Genomic DNA, 14,751 nt, shown 5'->3' on the forward strand with positions numbered 1-14,751 from the left:
GCTATGCACTCCTGCGAAGGGGCACGACCTTCTTGCGTTGATAGGCGCGCTCAATGTGAGCTGCCATGGCATTCCATGTCCGTTCCCAGGACATGTCCGCAAGATAGGCATCGACTTGCTGCAGGAGCATCTGACGCGGTCGCGAAAGGACGGAGCGCAGCTTGATTTCCAGATCGTCACAGTCGGCGATTTCCACCAGCCCGGCAGCACCGTAACTGCGCACCACGTCGACGATTGCCGTCGAGATCACCGGCAGACCCGCGGCGAGGAATTCCGGCGTCTTGGTCGGGCTGATGAAACGCGTCGCCTCGTTGAGGGCAAACGGCATCCATCCGGCGTCCCAATGGCGCAAATAGTCGGGCAGATCGCAGTAGGCTTTCGGGCCAAGCCAATGCAGGTTTTCGGCTTGCGGCAGGCTTGCAGGGTCGATCTTGACGACCCGACCGAGCATGACGAAATGCACGTCCGGCATTGTCTTTGCCGCTAGCGCCACGAGATCGACGTCCAGCCGCTCGTCGATGACGCCGAAATATCCAACCCTCGGGGAAGGAATGCCGGCCTGGTCGGCTGGTTCCCTTCCTGGCCGTCTTGCGGTGTGAAAGTGCCTCACATCGATGCTGCTCGGAAATGGAAAGATGGCGGGATGGAGGTGACGCTTGGTCTCGAACAAGCTTAGACCACCGGTGAAAACGAGATCCGCGCGGCGCAGAAGCGCCTTTTCCATCTGGCCCAGCTCGGGGGGCGCATTCCTGAACGCAGAGAGTTCGTCCATGCAGTCATAGACGCATATGTCTGGGTCGAGGAATTCCGTAAAGCGAAGAGCCATTGGGGTGTAGTACCAGGCGATCAGCCGGCTATGCGGCATAGAAGCGATGGTCTGCTGCACAAATCTCCGCTGGACGGCATCTGCTTTCGCGGCCGACGTGCCAAGCGGCAGCACTGGTGTGACAATCAGAATGTTTTCCGATGCCACGCTCGTCCGCATCAGCGGCTGCGGCAATTCTTCGAAAACGGGTTCTTCAAAATAGACCACTCGCTGCTGAGCGGATGCAAGGGTGAGGAGATGCTGCGGACGCTGGTGAACAAAATTCCATCGTAAGTGGGAGAAGCAAACCAGTATATTTTCGCGACGAACATATTGACTGCCGGTTACCCCGCCAAAGGCCGCTTCCATTGACATACTCCCTCTGTGACACTATTTATGTTACGATTAACATTTGTTAATCGCGAATGGAGAGAACTACTTAGTTCCAGCTCCTAACTTTCGATCAGGTGAGTTGTTCCAACTGAAATGAAGAAGGCCCGGTCGCCCGCTTGGTCCACGCACGAAGCGGGATCTGGGTGCGGAGGCGAGGGCGGCTGTCGGAACCCGGCCGCCACTGAAAGCGTGGTTGAACGAGGAATGCTGGTGGACAGCGGCATTGCCGTATTTGCGTTGAACTCGTTGGCTATAGAATGTGCCTAACATCAATGATTCGCCTGTATCTCTGCGCGTCTCCGACTGCCGAGGCGAATTCCGGGGCTGACATGAACATCAACTTTGAAACCAACGTTTTTCCACTGTTTCATCCGCAAAGCGTGGATGATCTCAAGGACCCGTGTCCTGTCTTCGATGGCCGTGTCTGGCACGTCTTCGGGTCAAGCGGCACGGTCACCACCGAGACGTGGAGAATCTTGCATGCCACGGCGCCCGATCTTTATGGGCCGTGGGCCGAGCATGAGCCGATCGAACTTCCAATCAACGGTACTGGTGTTGCGGCTCCCGGTGTGACCCACGAGTGCGGCGTCTTCCACATGTTCATCCAGACAGAATTCATGAAGTCGGGTGGCCGTTGCGAGCATGCGGTTTCCAACGACGGGTTCCATTGGGTAGTCCTCAGTCCGGCCATTCTGGCCATCCCGGACACGGAAGAGGACGGCATTTACGATCCGCATCCAGCAGTCATTGGCGGTGGGCGCTACCTGGTTTATTCGGCTATGCCAAAATTCACCAGGGTGCCTCAGCCCGACATCTATCTGGCACGTAGCCAGTCCGACTCGTGGTTCGGTCCGTGGAAGCGGATCGGCAAAATCCTCGACCACAACGATGTTCCCCACCATAACACCAGAGATGATCCCGACTACGAATGGGGCATTGAGGGCGCGCAACTGATCGAGCTGCCGGACGGCCGGGTGCTTCTCAACGCCACTTGCTTTCTTCCGAATGGCCTTCGGGGAAACCGGCAACGGGTGTTTTTTGCCATCGCCGACGAGGTCAGCGGGCCTTACGTTTCGATCGGCCCGGTGCTGGAGCCAGGTCAACCGGGCGAGAACGGCCACTCGACAGTGATGATCGATGGCAGTCAGCTTTCACTGTTCTACCAGAGCCGGGTTGCCACAACCGATCACCGATGGCGCTATGGTTTAGCCAGATGCGACGTCGCTCTCTTTTCAAAGGTCGCGTAATTTCCAGGCTGCCATTAGCGCCTTCAGGCGGATGCGCGTCATGCGGCCATGAAACTCCTGAGGGTTGAAGGTGATCCGCGTCGGTGACGGCAAGTAAAGTGTCATCCGACGCAGTAGGAGACACGACATGGCCGATGCGGATTGACGATTGCCGCGATCGCACTTGGCGGGCGGCAAGTCGGGAAGGCCGGCCCTAACTCTGTCGCTTTTAGCGAAATGACTTGAGCCGTTCGTCAATTTTCTCCGTGGCATTGATGACAGATGCCCTGCCAATGAGCTCATAGCTATTTCTTCGGTCCCTTGACAGGGAATGTCGCGTCGCCGTCTTTTTTGCCGGAGATCACCCGCGGATCGGCGCTGGCGACGCCATCGCTTCCGCCGCCCTTGTGGTCCTTTTCCGACTGACCCTTTGCGTCCTGCTCGGGTGTCCGTTTTGATGTTCGAAGCGTCTTGTCCGCCATCATGGCCTCGCGTTTGCCATCCAAACTTCCGGCAATTTCGAAAGTTCCACCGCCGCTTAGCAGGTCGGAGGAACCAGTGAGTTGGAACGTCGTGGCGGGACGTGAGTTGTCAGCAAGGATATTCACCCGCAGGAGGACATCTTATGGCTAACCGCCGAGAGCAGCAGACGGACCTCACGCCCGCCGAGGCAACAGACCGCATCTGGGAACTCGCCGAAAACATCGACGTCTGCATGTTCGTGACCTGGGACGGCGAGTACAATCGAGCCCGTCCGCTATCTGCGCGTGTGGTCCGTGAGGAAAACGCCATATACTTCCTCGTCAATGACGACAGCGCCAAGAGCAAGCAGCTGTCGACCTATCCAAAGGTCACATTGGCCTGGAGTGACAACAGCCACTACAAATACGTCACGATGTCAGGCCCGGCCACAGTGACAAATGACAGGGAAAAGATCGCCGAGCTCTGGGAGAAAACTGACTCAGCCTGGTGGGATAATGCCGATGATCCCGAGATTCGTCTGATAACGGTGAAACCCGAGGAAGGCGAATTGTGGGACAGCCCGGGGCTAATGATGGCTACCGCAACGATGGTGTTTGCGGCCGTTACCGGCGCCAAGCCGAATGTGGGCGACAACGCAAAGGTCGAGCTCTGAGCGAGCGGCTAAACTAACCTCTGCTTTAGAGGCAGCGTCGATGAGCATTTTGGAAACCAGCAAGAAAGTGATCGAGAACGTCACCGGTTTCGCAAGACCGCGCAAGCAAGCTGTCGCCGGATTTGTGAGGCAGCGAAAGTCGAATGAGTTCTGGTTCAAGGATGATGGACTTGTACCCAATAATCCAGCATGGCCGCTCGTCGTTTATCGAGGCGCCGTCGAATTGCCCGAAGGACTTGATCCAGCAGCCGTCATGGAGGTGCTTTTCGATGCAAACGGATGGGGCGATAGCTGGCGAAACGGCATCTATGATTACGTTCACTATCATTCGCAAATACACGAGGTTCTGGGCATTGCCCGCGGAAATGCTGAAGTCCGGTTTGGGGGCAAGAAAGGACGAACGCTGTCGCTGAAGGCTGGCGACGTCGCGGTCCTCCCGGCAGGCACCGGGCACCAATGCCTCTCGGCATCCGATGATTTTTTGGTTGTCGGCGCGTATCCTCCGTTTGGGACTTATGACGAATGTAGGAGCAAGGATCAGCATAGCGATGCGCTCGCAACCATCCCCAAGGTGGGGCGTCCGCGCAAGGATCCTGCATATGGTAGCCAAGGTCCGCTTCTGAAAAGTTGGAAGCGCTAATGCATGTCGCTCAAAAGTGGCTCCGGTTTTGAGACGACGAGATGCATAAAACAAAGACCCAAAGCGCGCGTTTTCTGAGTCCGTTCAAACGCGACGCGCTTTAGTCGTCGGGGTCGAAAGCCTTGGCAACTGCGTCTTTCTCAGCCTGCGGCAGGACTGTCATTGTGAGAATGAAGGCTGACAGCAGGAGACAGACGCCATTTGTCTCTCGTGTCCTGATGATTTTCCAGGCTTGCGGGGTGAAACTGCTCATCGAGCAGACGGTCGCGAGATAGCCGATGAGCGTGACTGTCTGCATTGAAGCGGCCCTGACCTACGTCGCAGATACGCGCTTGAGATCAGATACGCGGACCACGCCGTGCTGGCTGACAAAGGTCAGGGTGGAGTCCGTGCTCTGGCTCTGCGAAACACCGGATATGCGATGGTCGCCTGTGTCATAAATCTCCATCTTTCCATGATCGTCGATGACCAGGCGGCTTTGCTCAGGAAACGCTGCGTAGCGCATATTGTTTTGAGAACCAGCGGCAGACGGGCTCCCAAGCTCCTCAGGCCACCATGAGCCGGCGTGGGCCATAGCTGCAGAACGATAGCTCGTGTCGTCGCGTTGTGGCTTGGCGGGATGATCGCGCAGGTAGGCCGAGAGCTCCGCCGCGATAGTGTTGAGCTTCGCCTTGAGGCTGTCATCGAACATGTCGCCGACCATCGTCATGCCGGAGGACCATTGTGACATTCCTCCGAAGTCGACGTGGCTGAACTGGGCCATGGTTCCACCACCACGCCGCAACGCCTCAAGGACAGCCATGACAGCGCCATCAGTGACGCCATGCTGGCGTGCAAGGCGCGCAATCAGTTCAGCTTCCTTTTGAGTGTTTGTCATCATTGCGTCCTTGAATCGCTTGGCGCCGGCAGTCCTCATTGTTGCGATAGACATGCGGCCAAATCTAATCACGAAGGAGCGCCACCAGGTCTTCAGGCTCCTTGCCGAGGAAGCTCAATCAAGTTCTATCCAGGCTGGCGCATGATCGCTCGGCTTGTCCCATGCACGCGTTTCGGCATCTACTCCGGCATTCTTCAGGCGATCCAATAGGGATGAACTCAGCAAGAGATGGTCCATCCGGAGCCCGGAACTCCGATCGTACCCGCCGCGGTAGGAGAAGTTCCAATAGGTGTAAATTCCTTTTTCTGGATGAATGCGACGAACCGCATCGAACCAGCCCTGAGCAAGCATTTCGGCGTACGCGCTCCGGCTCTCGGGGAAGTAAACGGCATCGCCAACCCAGCGCCCCGGCACCGCCGCGTCGATCGGGCCTGGAACGACGTTATAGTCGCCGCACAGGATGGTCGGTGAGCTATCGCCGAGCAGCACCTGGCCATAGGTGATCAAACGTTGGAACCAGCGAAGTTTGTAGTCGAACTTCGGCCCCGGCGCTGGATTGCCATTGGGCAAATACAGGCAGCCGACAACAAGCCCATTCACATCTGCCTCGATGTAGCGGCTGTGCGAATCGTCGGGATCGCCCGGCAGACCTCGACGACGTTCCAGCGGCTCAATCCCGCGAGCGAGGATTGCCACGCCATTGTAGGACTTCTGTCCGTGCCAGATTGCGCCATAGCCGGCGTTTCTAATCGCATCGACGGGAAATTTTTCGTCAGAGGTCTTCAGTTCTTGAAGGCAGACGATGTCATAGCCGGTTTCGCCAAGCCACTTGAGAAGCACTGGCAGTCGGCCGTTGACGCCATTGACGTTGAAGGTTGCGATGCGGGTCATCTCGACGATTTAACGTCTTTGCGCCGCTTCGATGCGACATAGGGTCGGTAGCCAAATCTTGCCTTTTGTCATCGTCCATCTGCATTTTTGCTCGAAGCATTGGTGCTCTGACCGGAAGCAGCGGATGTCTTTGCATCTTTGGAATGCGCGGCAATCGCCGGACCCGCGCCGGTAGCTTTACGCATATCGCCGCTCCCCTTGCCGTCAGTCGATTTCTTGCTCAACAGTCCTGAGAAATATTTTCCAAAGAAGCCCATCCGACTCTCCATCTTGGCGCTCATTCGGCGACTTTGCGGGCCCTGAACTCATCTCTGCGCTGTTCTCGCAACTGCCGAGGATCGCTGCGCGAACCGCCAAGGGCGCGGCGCCTGACCAGCGCGGCCGAACACTCAAGCAGGAAACATTCCAGTCCTTTGTAAATATGCGTGATCATGTCCTTCATCTCCCGGGACCGCCTCGGCACATGGGTCGCCGAGGCGGTTGGGTAGGCGATCAATCAAGCCGCTTTCCGTTCTGCCGCTCGTTCGTTGACGCCGGCTTCACCGAGGGCAGTCAACGCCTCGTCGGTGGCCTTCTCCTCTTCAAGTGTCGCATTGAGGAGCGCAACCACGTCGTCCTTGCCGAGCGTCGTAGCCCAGGCGATCAGGGTTCCATACCTGGCGATCTCGTAGTGCTCCACTGCTTGCGCGGCACCGACGAGCCCTGCATCGAGCGAAGTCGAACCCTTGTACTCCTGAAGGATTTCAGATCCTTCCTCCAGGATGCCGTCGATCGCCGGGCAGGTTTTGCCGCGCGCGGCCGCGCCGAGAATCTCGAAGACCTCCTCCAGACGTTCGACCTGCCCCTCGGTTTCAGCGAGGTGCTTCTCGAATGCTGCCGAAACTTGCTCTTCGGATGCGCCTTTGGCCATCTTCGGCAAGGCTTTCAGAATTTTCTTCTCGGCATAGTAGATGTCTTTGAGGCCATCGAGGAAAAGGTCCTCCAGGTCCTTGTTGTTGCCATTGGCTTTCTTGGCAGTGGGCATTGTGCCGTCTCCTCTGTTGAAAATTGCCCGTCGCGAGCATTTTCTTAACTCGGAACCCCGAACCCGGTTCCGGGATAATGGAGATATCTAAATTTAAAGGTCCTGCGCTTCACTGAGAACAACGACCACGTCATTCTCGTCGAAGAGCCGCGGCGGGGCGCACGCCATCGGGCTCCCGCCAACGGTCGTGCGGTCTGAGGGCCTGGGACTGCAGGAGACGCAAGTTCCGCGGCGGCAGCAGAGCAGTCGGGGCAACGCCTCTCAAGCCTCCTGACCGCTCTGCAGCCGCTTGATTGCTGGCCCTACTTGCATCCAGCAATTGGGTGATTGGACGCTGCGTATGCAACCAGAATACCTCAGAATGGTTCTAGCTATGATTTGAGCGGGATGGCAGCGAGCGCCGTCCAAAGGTGGCAATTTTTATGGACGTATCACTTTCGCGAACCGCAGACGACAACATCAAGGCCGGCAAGAGCGGCTTGCTGCTTGTCTCGGACAATTATGACGCTTTCGCCGTGCGCGTGCTGGCGGCAAGGAGCGCTGAGCGCAGCCTCGACCTGATGTATTACCTTTGGCATGATGACCACACCGGCCGCTTGCTGCTTCGCGAGGTTTTTCGAGCTGCTGAGCGCGGTGTTCGGGTGCGCATGCTCCTTGACGACGTCAATCCGCGCAAAAATGATGCGGCATATCTGGCGCTGAACCACCATCCAAACATCGAACTGAAGTTATTCAATCCGAGCGGTATCAGGCGCGGCCGGATCATGCGTGGTGTGGAAGTGCTGTTGCGGCTCTTTGCATTGACGCGACGGATGCACAACAAGGCTTGGATCGTTGACGACAAATTTGCCATTGTCGGCGGTCGGAATGTTGGCGATGCCTATTTCGATGCGGCAGAAACCAATTTCCGGGATCTCGATCTGCTGCTCCTGGGGCCTGCGGTACGGCAAACCGCGGCGATATTCGATGCCTTCTGGGCTTGCAATGAAGCCAAGCCAATCAAAACCTTGGGATCAGTGGCTGAGCATGAGCATGCCAAATGGCTTGAAGGAAGCGATACCGGCCCCGATCCCAAATTCCTGAACGGCATCGGCAACCGGGGCTCGATCACGGAGTTTATTGCGGCCAGCAACGACGTTCATTGGGTGGATGGCGTGCGGGTCATTTCCGATCCGCCGGAGAAAGTTCGTGGTTGGAGACGTCGCAGCTGGCTTATGAAAGAGCTGCGTCCGATCATCCAATCCACGCGCGGGTGTCTGGAAATTGTGTCGCCCTATTTCATCCCCGGCAAAAGGGGCACAGCGATCTTGCTGGACCTTGTCGGCGCCGGTGTTGACGTTTCGGTTCTGACCAATTCCCTGGCCGCCACGGACGTCGCCGCAGTCCATGGCGCTTACGCAAACTATCGCAAGCGGCTGCTGAGGAATGGCGTCAATATTTTCGAGCTTCAGCCGTTCAACCGGCGCTCCGCAATCTCGGTGTTTGGCTCGAAGGGCGCCAGTCTGCATACGAAAGCTTTCACCGTCGACGACAATATCGGCTTCGTCGGTTCCTTCAATTTCGATCCACGGTCAGTGTCCTTGAACTCGGAAATGGGCGTGCTGTTTGAGGATCCGAAATTGGTCGCCGAGCTGCGGCATCGATTCCAATCGGAAATATCTCCGGAAACAAGCTATCGGCTCGAACTGAAGCACAATGTTCTGCATTGGCATGGATGCGGCGAAGGCAAGATTCAGGACTATACGCATGAACCAGAAGCCGGATTTTTTCGCCGTATCCTGGCGGTCTTCGTCCGTCACCTCCCGATCGAATCTCAGCTCTAGCATCCGACGATGGCCGAGGACCTCGCGATCTCAGCAAATTGCCCTGCCGGGGATCGCGTGAGCGAAACGTGAAACCCTGATCTACCACGGGTCAGCCAGACCGCATCACACCCGGTTCTTCGACAACCGCGTCGCCAATCCCATGCTGTCCGGCGTCCGGATCACTCGGCAACACGTCGGAAAAATTGACTGTGGCGACCAGGTATCCGGCTTCATCGTAGACCTTGATAGTCGATCCCGATTGCTTGGTTCCTGACCCAGGATCCGCCGCCACCGCTACGCGCGCCATCTCTATTGCTCTCGGACTGGCCATCTCCGCACTCGCTAGCTCTTCCTCGAGAGCGGTAGTCTGGCCGGATACTGTCGTCTCAAAGCGGAATTTTGGCATGGGCAACCTCCTGTTCCTATGCAATTCCGGTGTCCGGGTTGCGTTCCAAAGAAACAGAATTGGTGGGAAGCAGCTAAGATCGCCGCGATGGCCAGACCCGTGTCGCCACGAAGGTCAGCAAACCCGTGATCACAATCCAGGCCTGCACCTCGCGTTGGATAGTTGGCCCAGGGTTCGATGTCTGTCGCGACGGGCTCTCTGCCTCCACTATCGGTTGAAGGTCGGACCGACTGCCGAGACGGACGGAATAGGCCCGCGTGAACTCGGCGCCGAGCAGGAATATCTCAGACGAATAGTAAACCCAAAGCAGCACGACCAGCAGTGCACCCGCCGCGCCATAGGAGGATGCGATCGCGCTGGTTCCGATATACCAGCCAATCAGCGACTTGCCGATGGTGAAGAGCAAAGCGGTCACTGCCGCGCCAATTGCGACATCGCGCCAAGCGAGCGACCGGTCCGGCAGGATCTTGAAGATCGCGGCAAACAGAGCGGAAATCAGCACGAATGATACAATGCCGTTTATCGACGCGAGAATGATGGTGCCGAACGGCAGATGGGCGTTGATGACAGCGCCAAGCGCGGAAATGGCGGCACTCGCCGCCAACGACACAAGCAGTAGAAATCCCAACGCTGCAACCAGACCCAGGCTGGCCGCCCGCGCCCGCACCAATCGCGACACAGACATGGGTGGTGGGTCAATCTTCCAGATTGTGTTGAGCGAAAGCTGCATTTCGCCAAACACCCCGGAGGCTGTCACGAAGAGGGTGACGATGCCCACCAAGGTGGCAAGAGTGCCGGCGGTTCTGTGAGAAGCGCTTTCGATGGTGCTGCGCAGAAGGTCGCCGGTTTGCGATCCCATCACGCCTGCGATTTCGGCCGACAGAGCGAGTTGAGCTGCTTCATGCCCAAAGACAAGTCCAGCAATCGCAACAACGATCAACAAGATCGGGGCCAGGGACGTAACGGCATAGAACGCCATCGCCGCACCGTGGCTGAGGGCATTGTCGTTGATGAATCCGAGGATGCTCTCCTTGCCAAGAACCCAGGCTTCGCGTGCCACCCGCATGGGGAATTCCTTTTACCTCAACGAGCAACCTAGTGCTGTCGGCAACGAAAGCGAGACCTGCCGCCAGTGCGCGAGGCGCGATTGCCGAGACACGCCCGCTTGTCTCTGCACCAACGGCCAGAAATGTTCCATGCGGCGCCGGAACTCGCCGGGCTCGTAATGGTTACGGTCATCCGATTGGAGTGATCAAAAAATGCCTGATAATGAAAACCATCGCGAGACCGGCGCAACGAAGTACCCGGCTAGAACAGGTCCTGATCCTTCGGATGCGTTCTCTCAGGATGCGGCCGGCAACAAGAAACCCAAGAGTGGGGTCGGTCTGACGCGGCCAGTCAATGAGGTGGATGACAAGACGCACCAATCCGATGGCCAGAACGCCCCGGCGAGGCCGGGCGGCGGAAACACGGTCAAGCCATGAACGTTGCCAATCTTCAGCTTGAAGGGTTGATGATGGCGGTCGCGTCAATCAACAATCTGCTCGTTCACAAAGGTCTGCTGTCAATTGACGAGATCGATACCGCCCTGCGAAAGGCAGAGGCGTCCATGACAAGTGACGAGCGGACCTACGAAGATATGTCACCGGCCAACCGTGACGCGATCTGCTTCCCGATCCGGCTTCTGCAGATCGCAAACAACGCGCAAGGCGAACTGGACATCCCACCATTTCCAGAGCTTGCAAAAATGGTTGGGCAAACCAAGGAACCTTAACGTCAGCGGTGACGACATCACGTGTAATCTCCGTGAATGCCTACATTTGACGGCGATGCCACTCTGAAGCGGAAAAGCAGCATCGGCGCCGTCTCGGCTATGAACCGAACCAAATCTCACCCACTGCGTTGAGTTCGGCGTTGCGTCATTAGTCGGGGCACTTCCATGAAAACGGGCGAGCTTTCCACCTACCGGGCCAAAAGGGATTTCGCGAAGACGAAAGAGCCCAGCGGCGAAAGCTCGATTGCGGGTTCGAACCGACTCCGGTTCGTCATCCAAAAACACGCGGCCACGCGGCTGCACTATGATCTTCGCCTCGAGCTTGGCGGGGTCTTCAAATCATGGGCTGTGACCAAAGGTCCATCACTGGATCCTCACGACAAACGACTTGCCGTGGAGGTTGAGGATCACCCGCTGGAGTACGGCGACTTCGAAGGCACGATTCCCCAAGGACAATATGGTGGCGGCACGGTGCAGTTGTGGGATCGCGGATATTGGGAACCGGAAGGCGCCATGTCTCCCGAAAAGGCGTTGGAAAAAGGCGACCTGAAATTCACGCTGCAGGGCAAGCGCCTGCATGGAAGCTTCGTCCTCGTGCGCATGAAGCATGACCGCAATGGCGGGAAGCGGACCAACTGGCTGCTGATAAAACACCGCGACAAATACGCGACAGAGGGCAATGGCGATGCGGTGCTGGCTCAGGATCGATCCGTCGCCTCGGGTCGGAGCATGGAGAGGATTGCAGCGGGGAAGGGGGCAGGTCCGAAGCCGTTCATGATGAAAGGTTCATCGTTGGCCGATGCGGATGCCGTTTGGGACAGCAAGCGCGGCCATGCGGCCGACGAGCGCGCCGCCAGGTCGGCAATGCCTGCTCCGCGGCCGAAGCGAGCCGGTCCTGCCTCAGCGGCGAAGATGCCCGACTTCATCCCACCACAGCTTTGCGCGACGCTCTCCCGGCCGCCGGCCGGGACGAACTGGGTTCACGAAATCAAGTTTGACGGTTATCGCGTCCAGTTGCGCGTGGAAGACAAGGACATCGCCCTTAAGACCCGCAAGGGTCTTGACTGGACGGAGAAATTTGGCGCCATCGCAAAGGAGGCCGCCAGCCTCCCCAACGTCATCATCGACGGCGAAATCGTAGCGCTTGACGAGAACGGCGCGCCCGATTTTGCCGCACTGCAGGCGGCGCTGTCGGAGCGCCGGACGAAAGACCTGATCTACTTTGCTTTTGACCTGCTCTTCGCAAATGGCGTCGATCTGCGAAAGATGCCTCTCTCACAACGGAAGGAACGTCTGAGCGAGATGCTCGGCGAAGTCGATCGCGGCGCGCAAAATCTCATCCGCTATGTCGAGCACTTCAGCAATGGCGGCGACGCGGTGCTGCGTTCTGCCTGTCGCCTTTCGCTTGAGGGGATTGTCTCCAAGAGGGCCGATGCAACCTATGTTTCGGGGAGGACCGACACCTGGGCCAAATCGAAATGCCGCGCCGGGCATGAGGTGGTCATCGGCGGCTGGTCGACGACCAACGGCAAATTCCGGTCATTGCTCGTCGGCGTCAATCGCGGTGAACATTTCGCCTATATCGGCCGTGTGGGGACCGGATTCAGCGAGGCAAAGGTCAAGCAGCTGATGCCCAGGCTGCAGGAGATGAAAGCCGCGACGTCGCCGTTTACCGGCGATGGCGCACCGAAAAGGAATTCAACCGTCTTCTGGACGAAGCCGGAATTGGTCGCGGAAATCGAGTTCGCCGGCTGGACCGGGGTTGGCAATATCCGGCAGGCCGCCTTCAAAGGCCTGCGTGAAGACAAGCCCGCAAAAGACGTCGAGGCCGAGCGTCCAGCTGATCCTCAAGAGACGCCGATTGCCGACCCTGCCAAGGTGACTGGCAAGACAGGAAAAAGCCCGGTTGTCATGGGCGTCATCATTTCCAAGCCGGACAAGCCGCTTTGGCCGAATGCCGGCGACGGTCAGCCCGTCGACAAGCTCGATCTTGCAGAATATTTCGAGACCGTTGGCCCCTGGATGATCAGACATATCAAAGGTCGTCCCTGTTCACTCGTGCGCGCGCCGGATGGCTACGCCGGCGAGCAGTTTTTCCAGCGCCACGCAATGCCAGGCACATCCAATCTGCTGGAACTGGTAAAAGTCTTCGGCGATCACAAACCGTATCTGCAAATCGACCGCGTCGAGGGTCTGGCCGCGATCGCCCAGATAGGCGGCCTTGAGCTTCACCCCTGGAATTGCCAGCCGGGTCATCCCGAAATACCTGGCCGACTTGTCTTCGACCTTGACCCCGGTCCGGAAGTCCCTTTTGCGAAGGTGGTCGCGGCAGCCAAGGAAATGCGCGATCGTCTCGAAGATCTGGGCTTGGTGAGCTTCTGCAAAACCACGGGCGGCAAAGGCTTGCATGTCGTGACGCCATTGACGGCCCAACGCAGCAAGACGACATGGGCCGAGGCCAAGGCCTTCGCAAAGGCCGTCTGCATGCAGATGGCGGCAGACAGCCCCGATCTCTACCTCGTCAACATGGCCAAGAAGCTGCGGACATCCCGGATTTTTCTCGACTATCTCAGGAATGATCGCATGGCGACAGCCGTCGCCCCTCTCTCCCCTCGCGCCAGGGAAGGCGCGACTGTATCCATGCCGCTGACTTGGAGTCAGGTGAAGGCGGATCTCGATCCGAAAAAATACACCGTTCGCACGGTTCCGGGCCACCTCAAAAAGACCATCGCCTGGGCTGACTACGACGATGGCGAACGGTCGATCAGCAGTGCCATCAAACGGATTGGTTCAGCAAAGCTCGCCGCATGACGACGTCGGTTCGCGCAAGAACGCCATGACAGCTGCGGCTACCGCCTCGGCTGCTTCTTCGGCCATATGATGTCCGCTTTCGATCGGTTGGCCCTTCAGTTCGGTGGTCCAGGGTCGCCAAACATCGAGCACGTTGCCGTAGAATGCCTCAAGGTCATCGCGGGCGGACCAGAGCGCCAAGGTCGGGCACGCGACCCGGCGACCAGCTTTCCTGTCGTCGGCATCGTGCAATTGGTCGATGGCCAGACCTGCCCGATAGTCTTCAAGCATGCCGTGAACAACATTCGGATCGTGGATTGCGTCCTTGTAGTCGACATAGGCCTCAGCCCCCATGGACTCGGCTGAGCCGCCATACCATGCGTCAGGATCGGCCATGATTGCGCGTTCGGGCTTGTCCGGCTGTGCGAAAAAGAACCAATGCCACCAGAGCTTCGCAAAGCGGGCGTCGCAGCGTTCGAGGGCTTCCAGGATAGGGACGCTGTCCATGACGATCAGATGGCTGATCGCCGGCGGGTGATCCATGGCTGTTCGGAACGCTGTGTAGCTGCCGCGGTCATGGCCTGCGATGGCAAACCGGCGAAAGCCGAGATGTCCCATGAGAGCAATGCAGTCCCTGGCCTTGGCACGCTTGGAGGATCCAGCATGGTCCACGGCGTCCGCCGGTACCGAGGACTGGCCAAAGCCCCTCAGATCGGGGCAGACAACTGTGTGGTCGGCGGCGAGAAGTGGGGCTACCCGGTGCCAGGTAACGTGCGTCCGAGGATGGCCATGCAGCAAAAGAAGCGGCGGGCCTGAACCTCCATACCTGACTCGCAGTGAGGACTCGGGCAGATCCACAGTCTCTAGCTTGAATCCTTCAAACATCCGCTTCTTTGTCGTCAGACTGTGAAAACAAGTCCCGCATGTCCATCTTCAACCCACCCCGGTGAAATTGGTTTCGGGCATTTGTCCGTTTGGAGATCTC

General features: G+C 58.1%; 18 protein-coding genes. 7 read left to right on the forward strand and 11 right to left on the reverse strand.

The genetic code is table 11. The features are described from left to right. Position 1 precedes the first annotated feature (1 nt). Positions 2 to 1,174 (reverse strand): glycosyltransferase family protein, encoded by a 1,173-nt coding sequence (locus NKJ75_RS24830; RefSeq protein ID WP_352500313.1) that lies wholly within the window; start codon positions 1,172 to 1,174, stop codon positions 2 to 4. Positions 1,175 to 1,527: 353 nt separating this feature from the next. On the opposite strand from NKJ75_RS24830, the gene NKJ75_RS24835 reads away from it, so the two are divergent. Continuing rightward, positions 1,528 to 2,445, forward strand: coding sequence for a glycoside hydrolase family protein (locus NKJ75_RS24835; RefSeq protein ID WP_023700021.1), 918 nt, complete (start codon positions 1,528 to 1,530; stop codon positions 2,443 to 2,445). A gap of 284 nt (positions 2,446 to 2,729) precedes the next feature. On the opposite strand, the gene NKJ75_RS24840 is transcribed toward NKJ75_RS24835, so the two are convergent. Next, entirely contained in the window at positions 2,730 to 3,032 is a 303-nt protein-coding gene (locus NKJ75_RS24840; protein ID WP_352500314.1) for a hypothetical protein, read from the reverse strand. A gap of 17 nt (positions 3,033 to 3,049) precedes the next feature. On the opposite strand from NKJ75_RS24840, the gene NKJ75_RS24845 reads away from it, so the two are divergent. After that, a complete protein-coding gene (locus tag NKJ75_RS24845; RefSeq protein ID WP_023739555.1) occupies positions 3,050 to 3,559 on the forward strand; it encodes a pyridoxamine 5'-phosphate oxidase family protein in 510 nt (169 codons plus the stop codon). Positions 3,560 to 3,599: 40 nt separating this feature from the next. Beyond that, the gene (locus NKJ75_RS24850; protein WP_023739554.1) at positions 3,600 to 4,199 is read left to right on the forward strand and encodes a cupin; all 600 of its coding nucleotides are present in this window, start codon (positions 3,600 to 3,602) and stop codon (positions 4,197 to 4,199) included. A gap of 100 nt (positions 4,200 to 4,299) precedes the next feature. Here the strand turns inward: NKJ75_RS24850 and NKJ75_RS24855 are convergent, their stop codons facing one another. The 6 genes from NKJ75_RS24855 to NKJ75_RS24880 all read right to left on the reverse strand — a co-directional run bounded on the left by NKJ75_RS24855 (position 4,300) and on the right by NKJ75_RS24880 (position 6,991). Beyond that, on the reverse strand, positions 4,300 to 4,497 hold the full coding sequence (locus tag NKJ75_RS24855) for a PQ-loop domain-containing transporter (RefSeq protein WP_352500315.1): 198 nt from the start codon (positions 4,495 to 4,497) through the stop codon (positions 4,300 to 4,302). A 15-nt stretch (positions 4,498 to 4,512) separates the two neighbouring features. Further along, positions 4,513 to 5,130: a hypothetical protein gene (locus NKJ75_RS24860; protein ID WP_352500316.1), complete on the reverse strand. Its 618-nt coding sequence runs from the start codon at positions 5,128 to 5,130 to the stop codon at positions 4,513 to 4,515. 60 nt (positions 5,131 to 5,190) lie between these two features. Next, positions 5,191 to 5,967 carry an exodeoxyribonuclease III gene (gene xth, locus NKJ75_RS24865; protein WP_352497959.1) on the reverse strand — a complete coding sequence of 259 codons (777 nt, stop codon included), beginning with the start codon at positions 5,965 to 5,967 and terminating at the stop codon, positions 5,191 to 5,193. Between the two features lie 68 nt (positions 5,968 to 6,035). Beyond that, positions 6,036 to 6,248 carry a hypothetical protein gene (locus NKJ75_RS24870; protein WP_245259911.1) on the reverse strand — a complete coding sequence of 71 codons (213 nt, stop codon included), beginning with the start codon at positions 6,246 to 6,248 and terminating at the stop codon, positions 6,036 to 6,038. Continuing rightward, on the reverse strand, positions 6,245 to 6,409 hold the full coding sequence (locus NKJ75_RS24875; protein WP_023681149.1) for a hypothetical protein: 165 nt from the start codon (positions 6,407 to 6,409) through the stop codon (positions 6,245 to 6,247). The genes NKJ75_RS24870 and NKJ75_RS24875 overlap by 4 nt, the downstream gene beginning before the upstream one ends. Before the next feature lie 54 nt (positions 6,410 to 6,463). Continuing rightward, positions 6,464 to 6,991 carry a YciE/YciF ferroxidase family protein gene (locus NKJ75_RS24880; protein WP_023681150.1) on the reverse strand — a complete coding sequence of 176 codons (528 nt, stop codon included), beginning with the start codon at positions 6,989 to 6,991 and terminating at the stop codon, positions 6,464 to 6,466. A 422-nt stretch (positions 6,992 to 7,413) separates the two neighbouring features. Here NKJ75_RS24880 and NKJ75_RS24885 point away from each other — a divergent pair, with 422 nt between their 5' ends. Then, positions 7,414 to 8,814, forward strand: a complete 1,401-nt coding sequence (locus tag NKJ75_RS24885) for a phospholipase D family protein (RefSeq protein WP_352500317.1) — start codon at positions 7,414 to 7,416, stop codon at positions 8,812 to 8,814. A 91-nt stretch (positions 8,815 to 8,905) separates the two neighbouring features. On the opposite strand, the gene NKJ75_RS24890 is transcribed toward NKJ75_RS24885, so the two are convergent. Next, positions 8,906 to 9,202 carry a hypothetical protein gene (locus NKJ75_RS24890; RefSeq protein ID WP_023668045.1) on the reverse strand — a complete coding sequence of 99 codons (297 nt, stop codon included), beginning with the start codon at positions 9,200 to 9,202 and terminating at the stop codon, positions 8,906 to 8,908. Between the two features lie 73 nt (positions 9,203 to 9,275). After that, positions 9,276 to 10,268, reverse strand: a complete 993-nt coding sequence (locus tag NKJ75_RS24895) for a YihY/virulence factor BrkB family protein (RefSeq protein WP_023681152.1) — start codon at positions 10,266 to 10,268, stop codon at positions 9,276 to 9,278. 193 nt (positions 10,269 to 10,461) lie between these two features. Between NKJ75_RS24895 and NKJ75_RS24900 the strand changes: the two genes are divergently transcribed. From NKJ75_RS24900 to ligD, 3 genes are all read left to right on the forward strand, one after another. After that, complete coding sequence (locus NKJ75_RS24900) at positions 10,462 to 10,686, forward strand: hypothetical protein (protein ID WP_156933724.1); 225 nt, start codon at positions 10,462 to 10,464, stop codon at positions 10,684 to 10,686. Then, positions 10,683 to 10,976 (forward strand): hypothetical protein, encoded by a 294-nt coding sequence (locus NKJ75_RS24905; protein ID WP_023681153.1) that lies wholly within the window; start codon positions 10,683 to 10,685, stop codon positions 10,974 to 10,976. Before NKJ75_RS24900 ends, NKJ75_RS24905 begins: the two co-directional genes overlap by 4 nt. 165 nt (positions 10,977 to 11,141) lie before the next feature. Beyond that, positions 11,142 to 13,787 carry a DNA ligase D gene (gene ligD, locus NKJ75_RS24910; protein WP_352500318.1) on the forward strand — a complete coding sequence of 882 codons (2,646 nt, stop codon included), beginning with the start codon at positions 11,142 to 11,144 and terminating at the stop codon, positions 13,785 to 13,787. Here the strand turns inward: ligD and NKJ75_RS24915 are convergent. Further along, positions 13,767 to 14,651 (reverse strand): alpha/beta fold hydrolase, encoded by an 885-nt coding sequence (locus NKJ75_RS24915; protein ID WP_352500319.1) that lies wholly within the window; start codon positions 14,649 to 14,651, stop codon positions 13,767 to 13,769. The two genes, ligD and NKJ75_RS24915, sit on opposite strands and share 21 nt — an antisense overlap. Positions 14,652 to 14,751: the final 100 nt, after the last annotated feature.

The organism is Mesorhizobium sp. M0058 (genome assembly GCF_040323095.1).
In the GTDB taxonomy this organism is placed as follows: domain Bacteria; phylum Pseudomonadota; class Alphaproteobacteria; order Rhizobiales; family Rhizobiaceae; genus Mesorhizobium.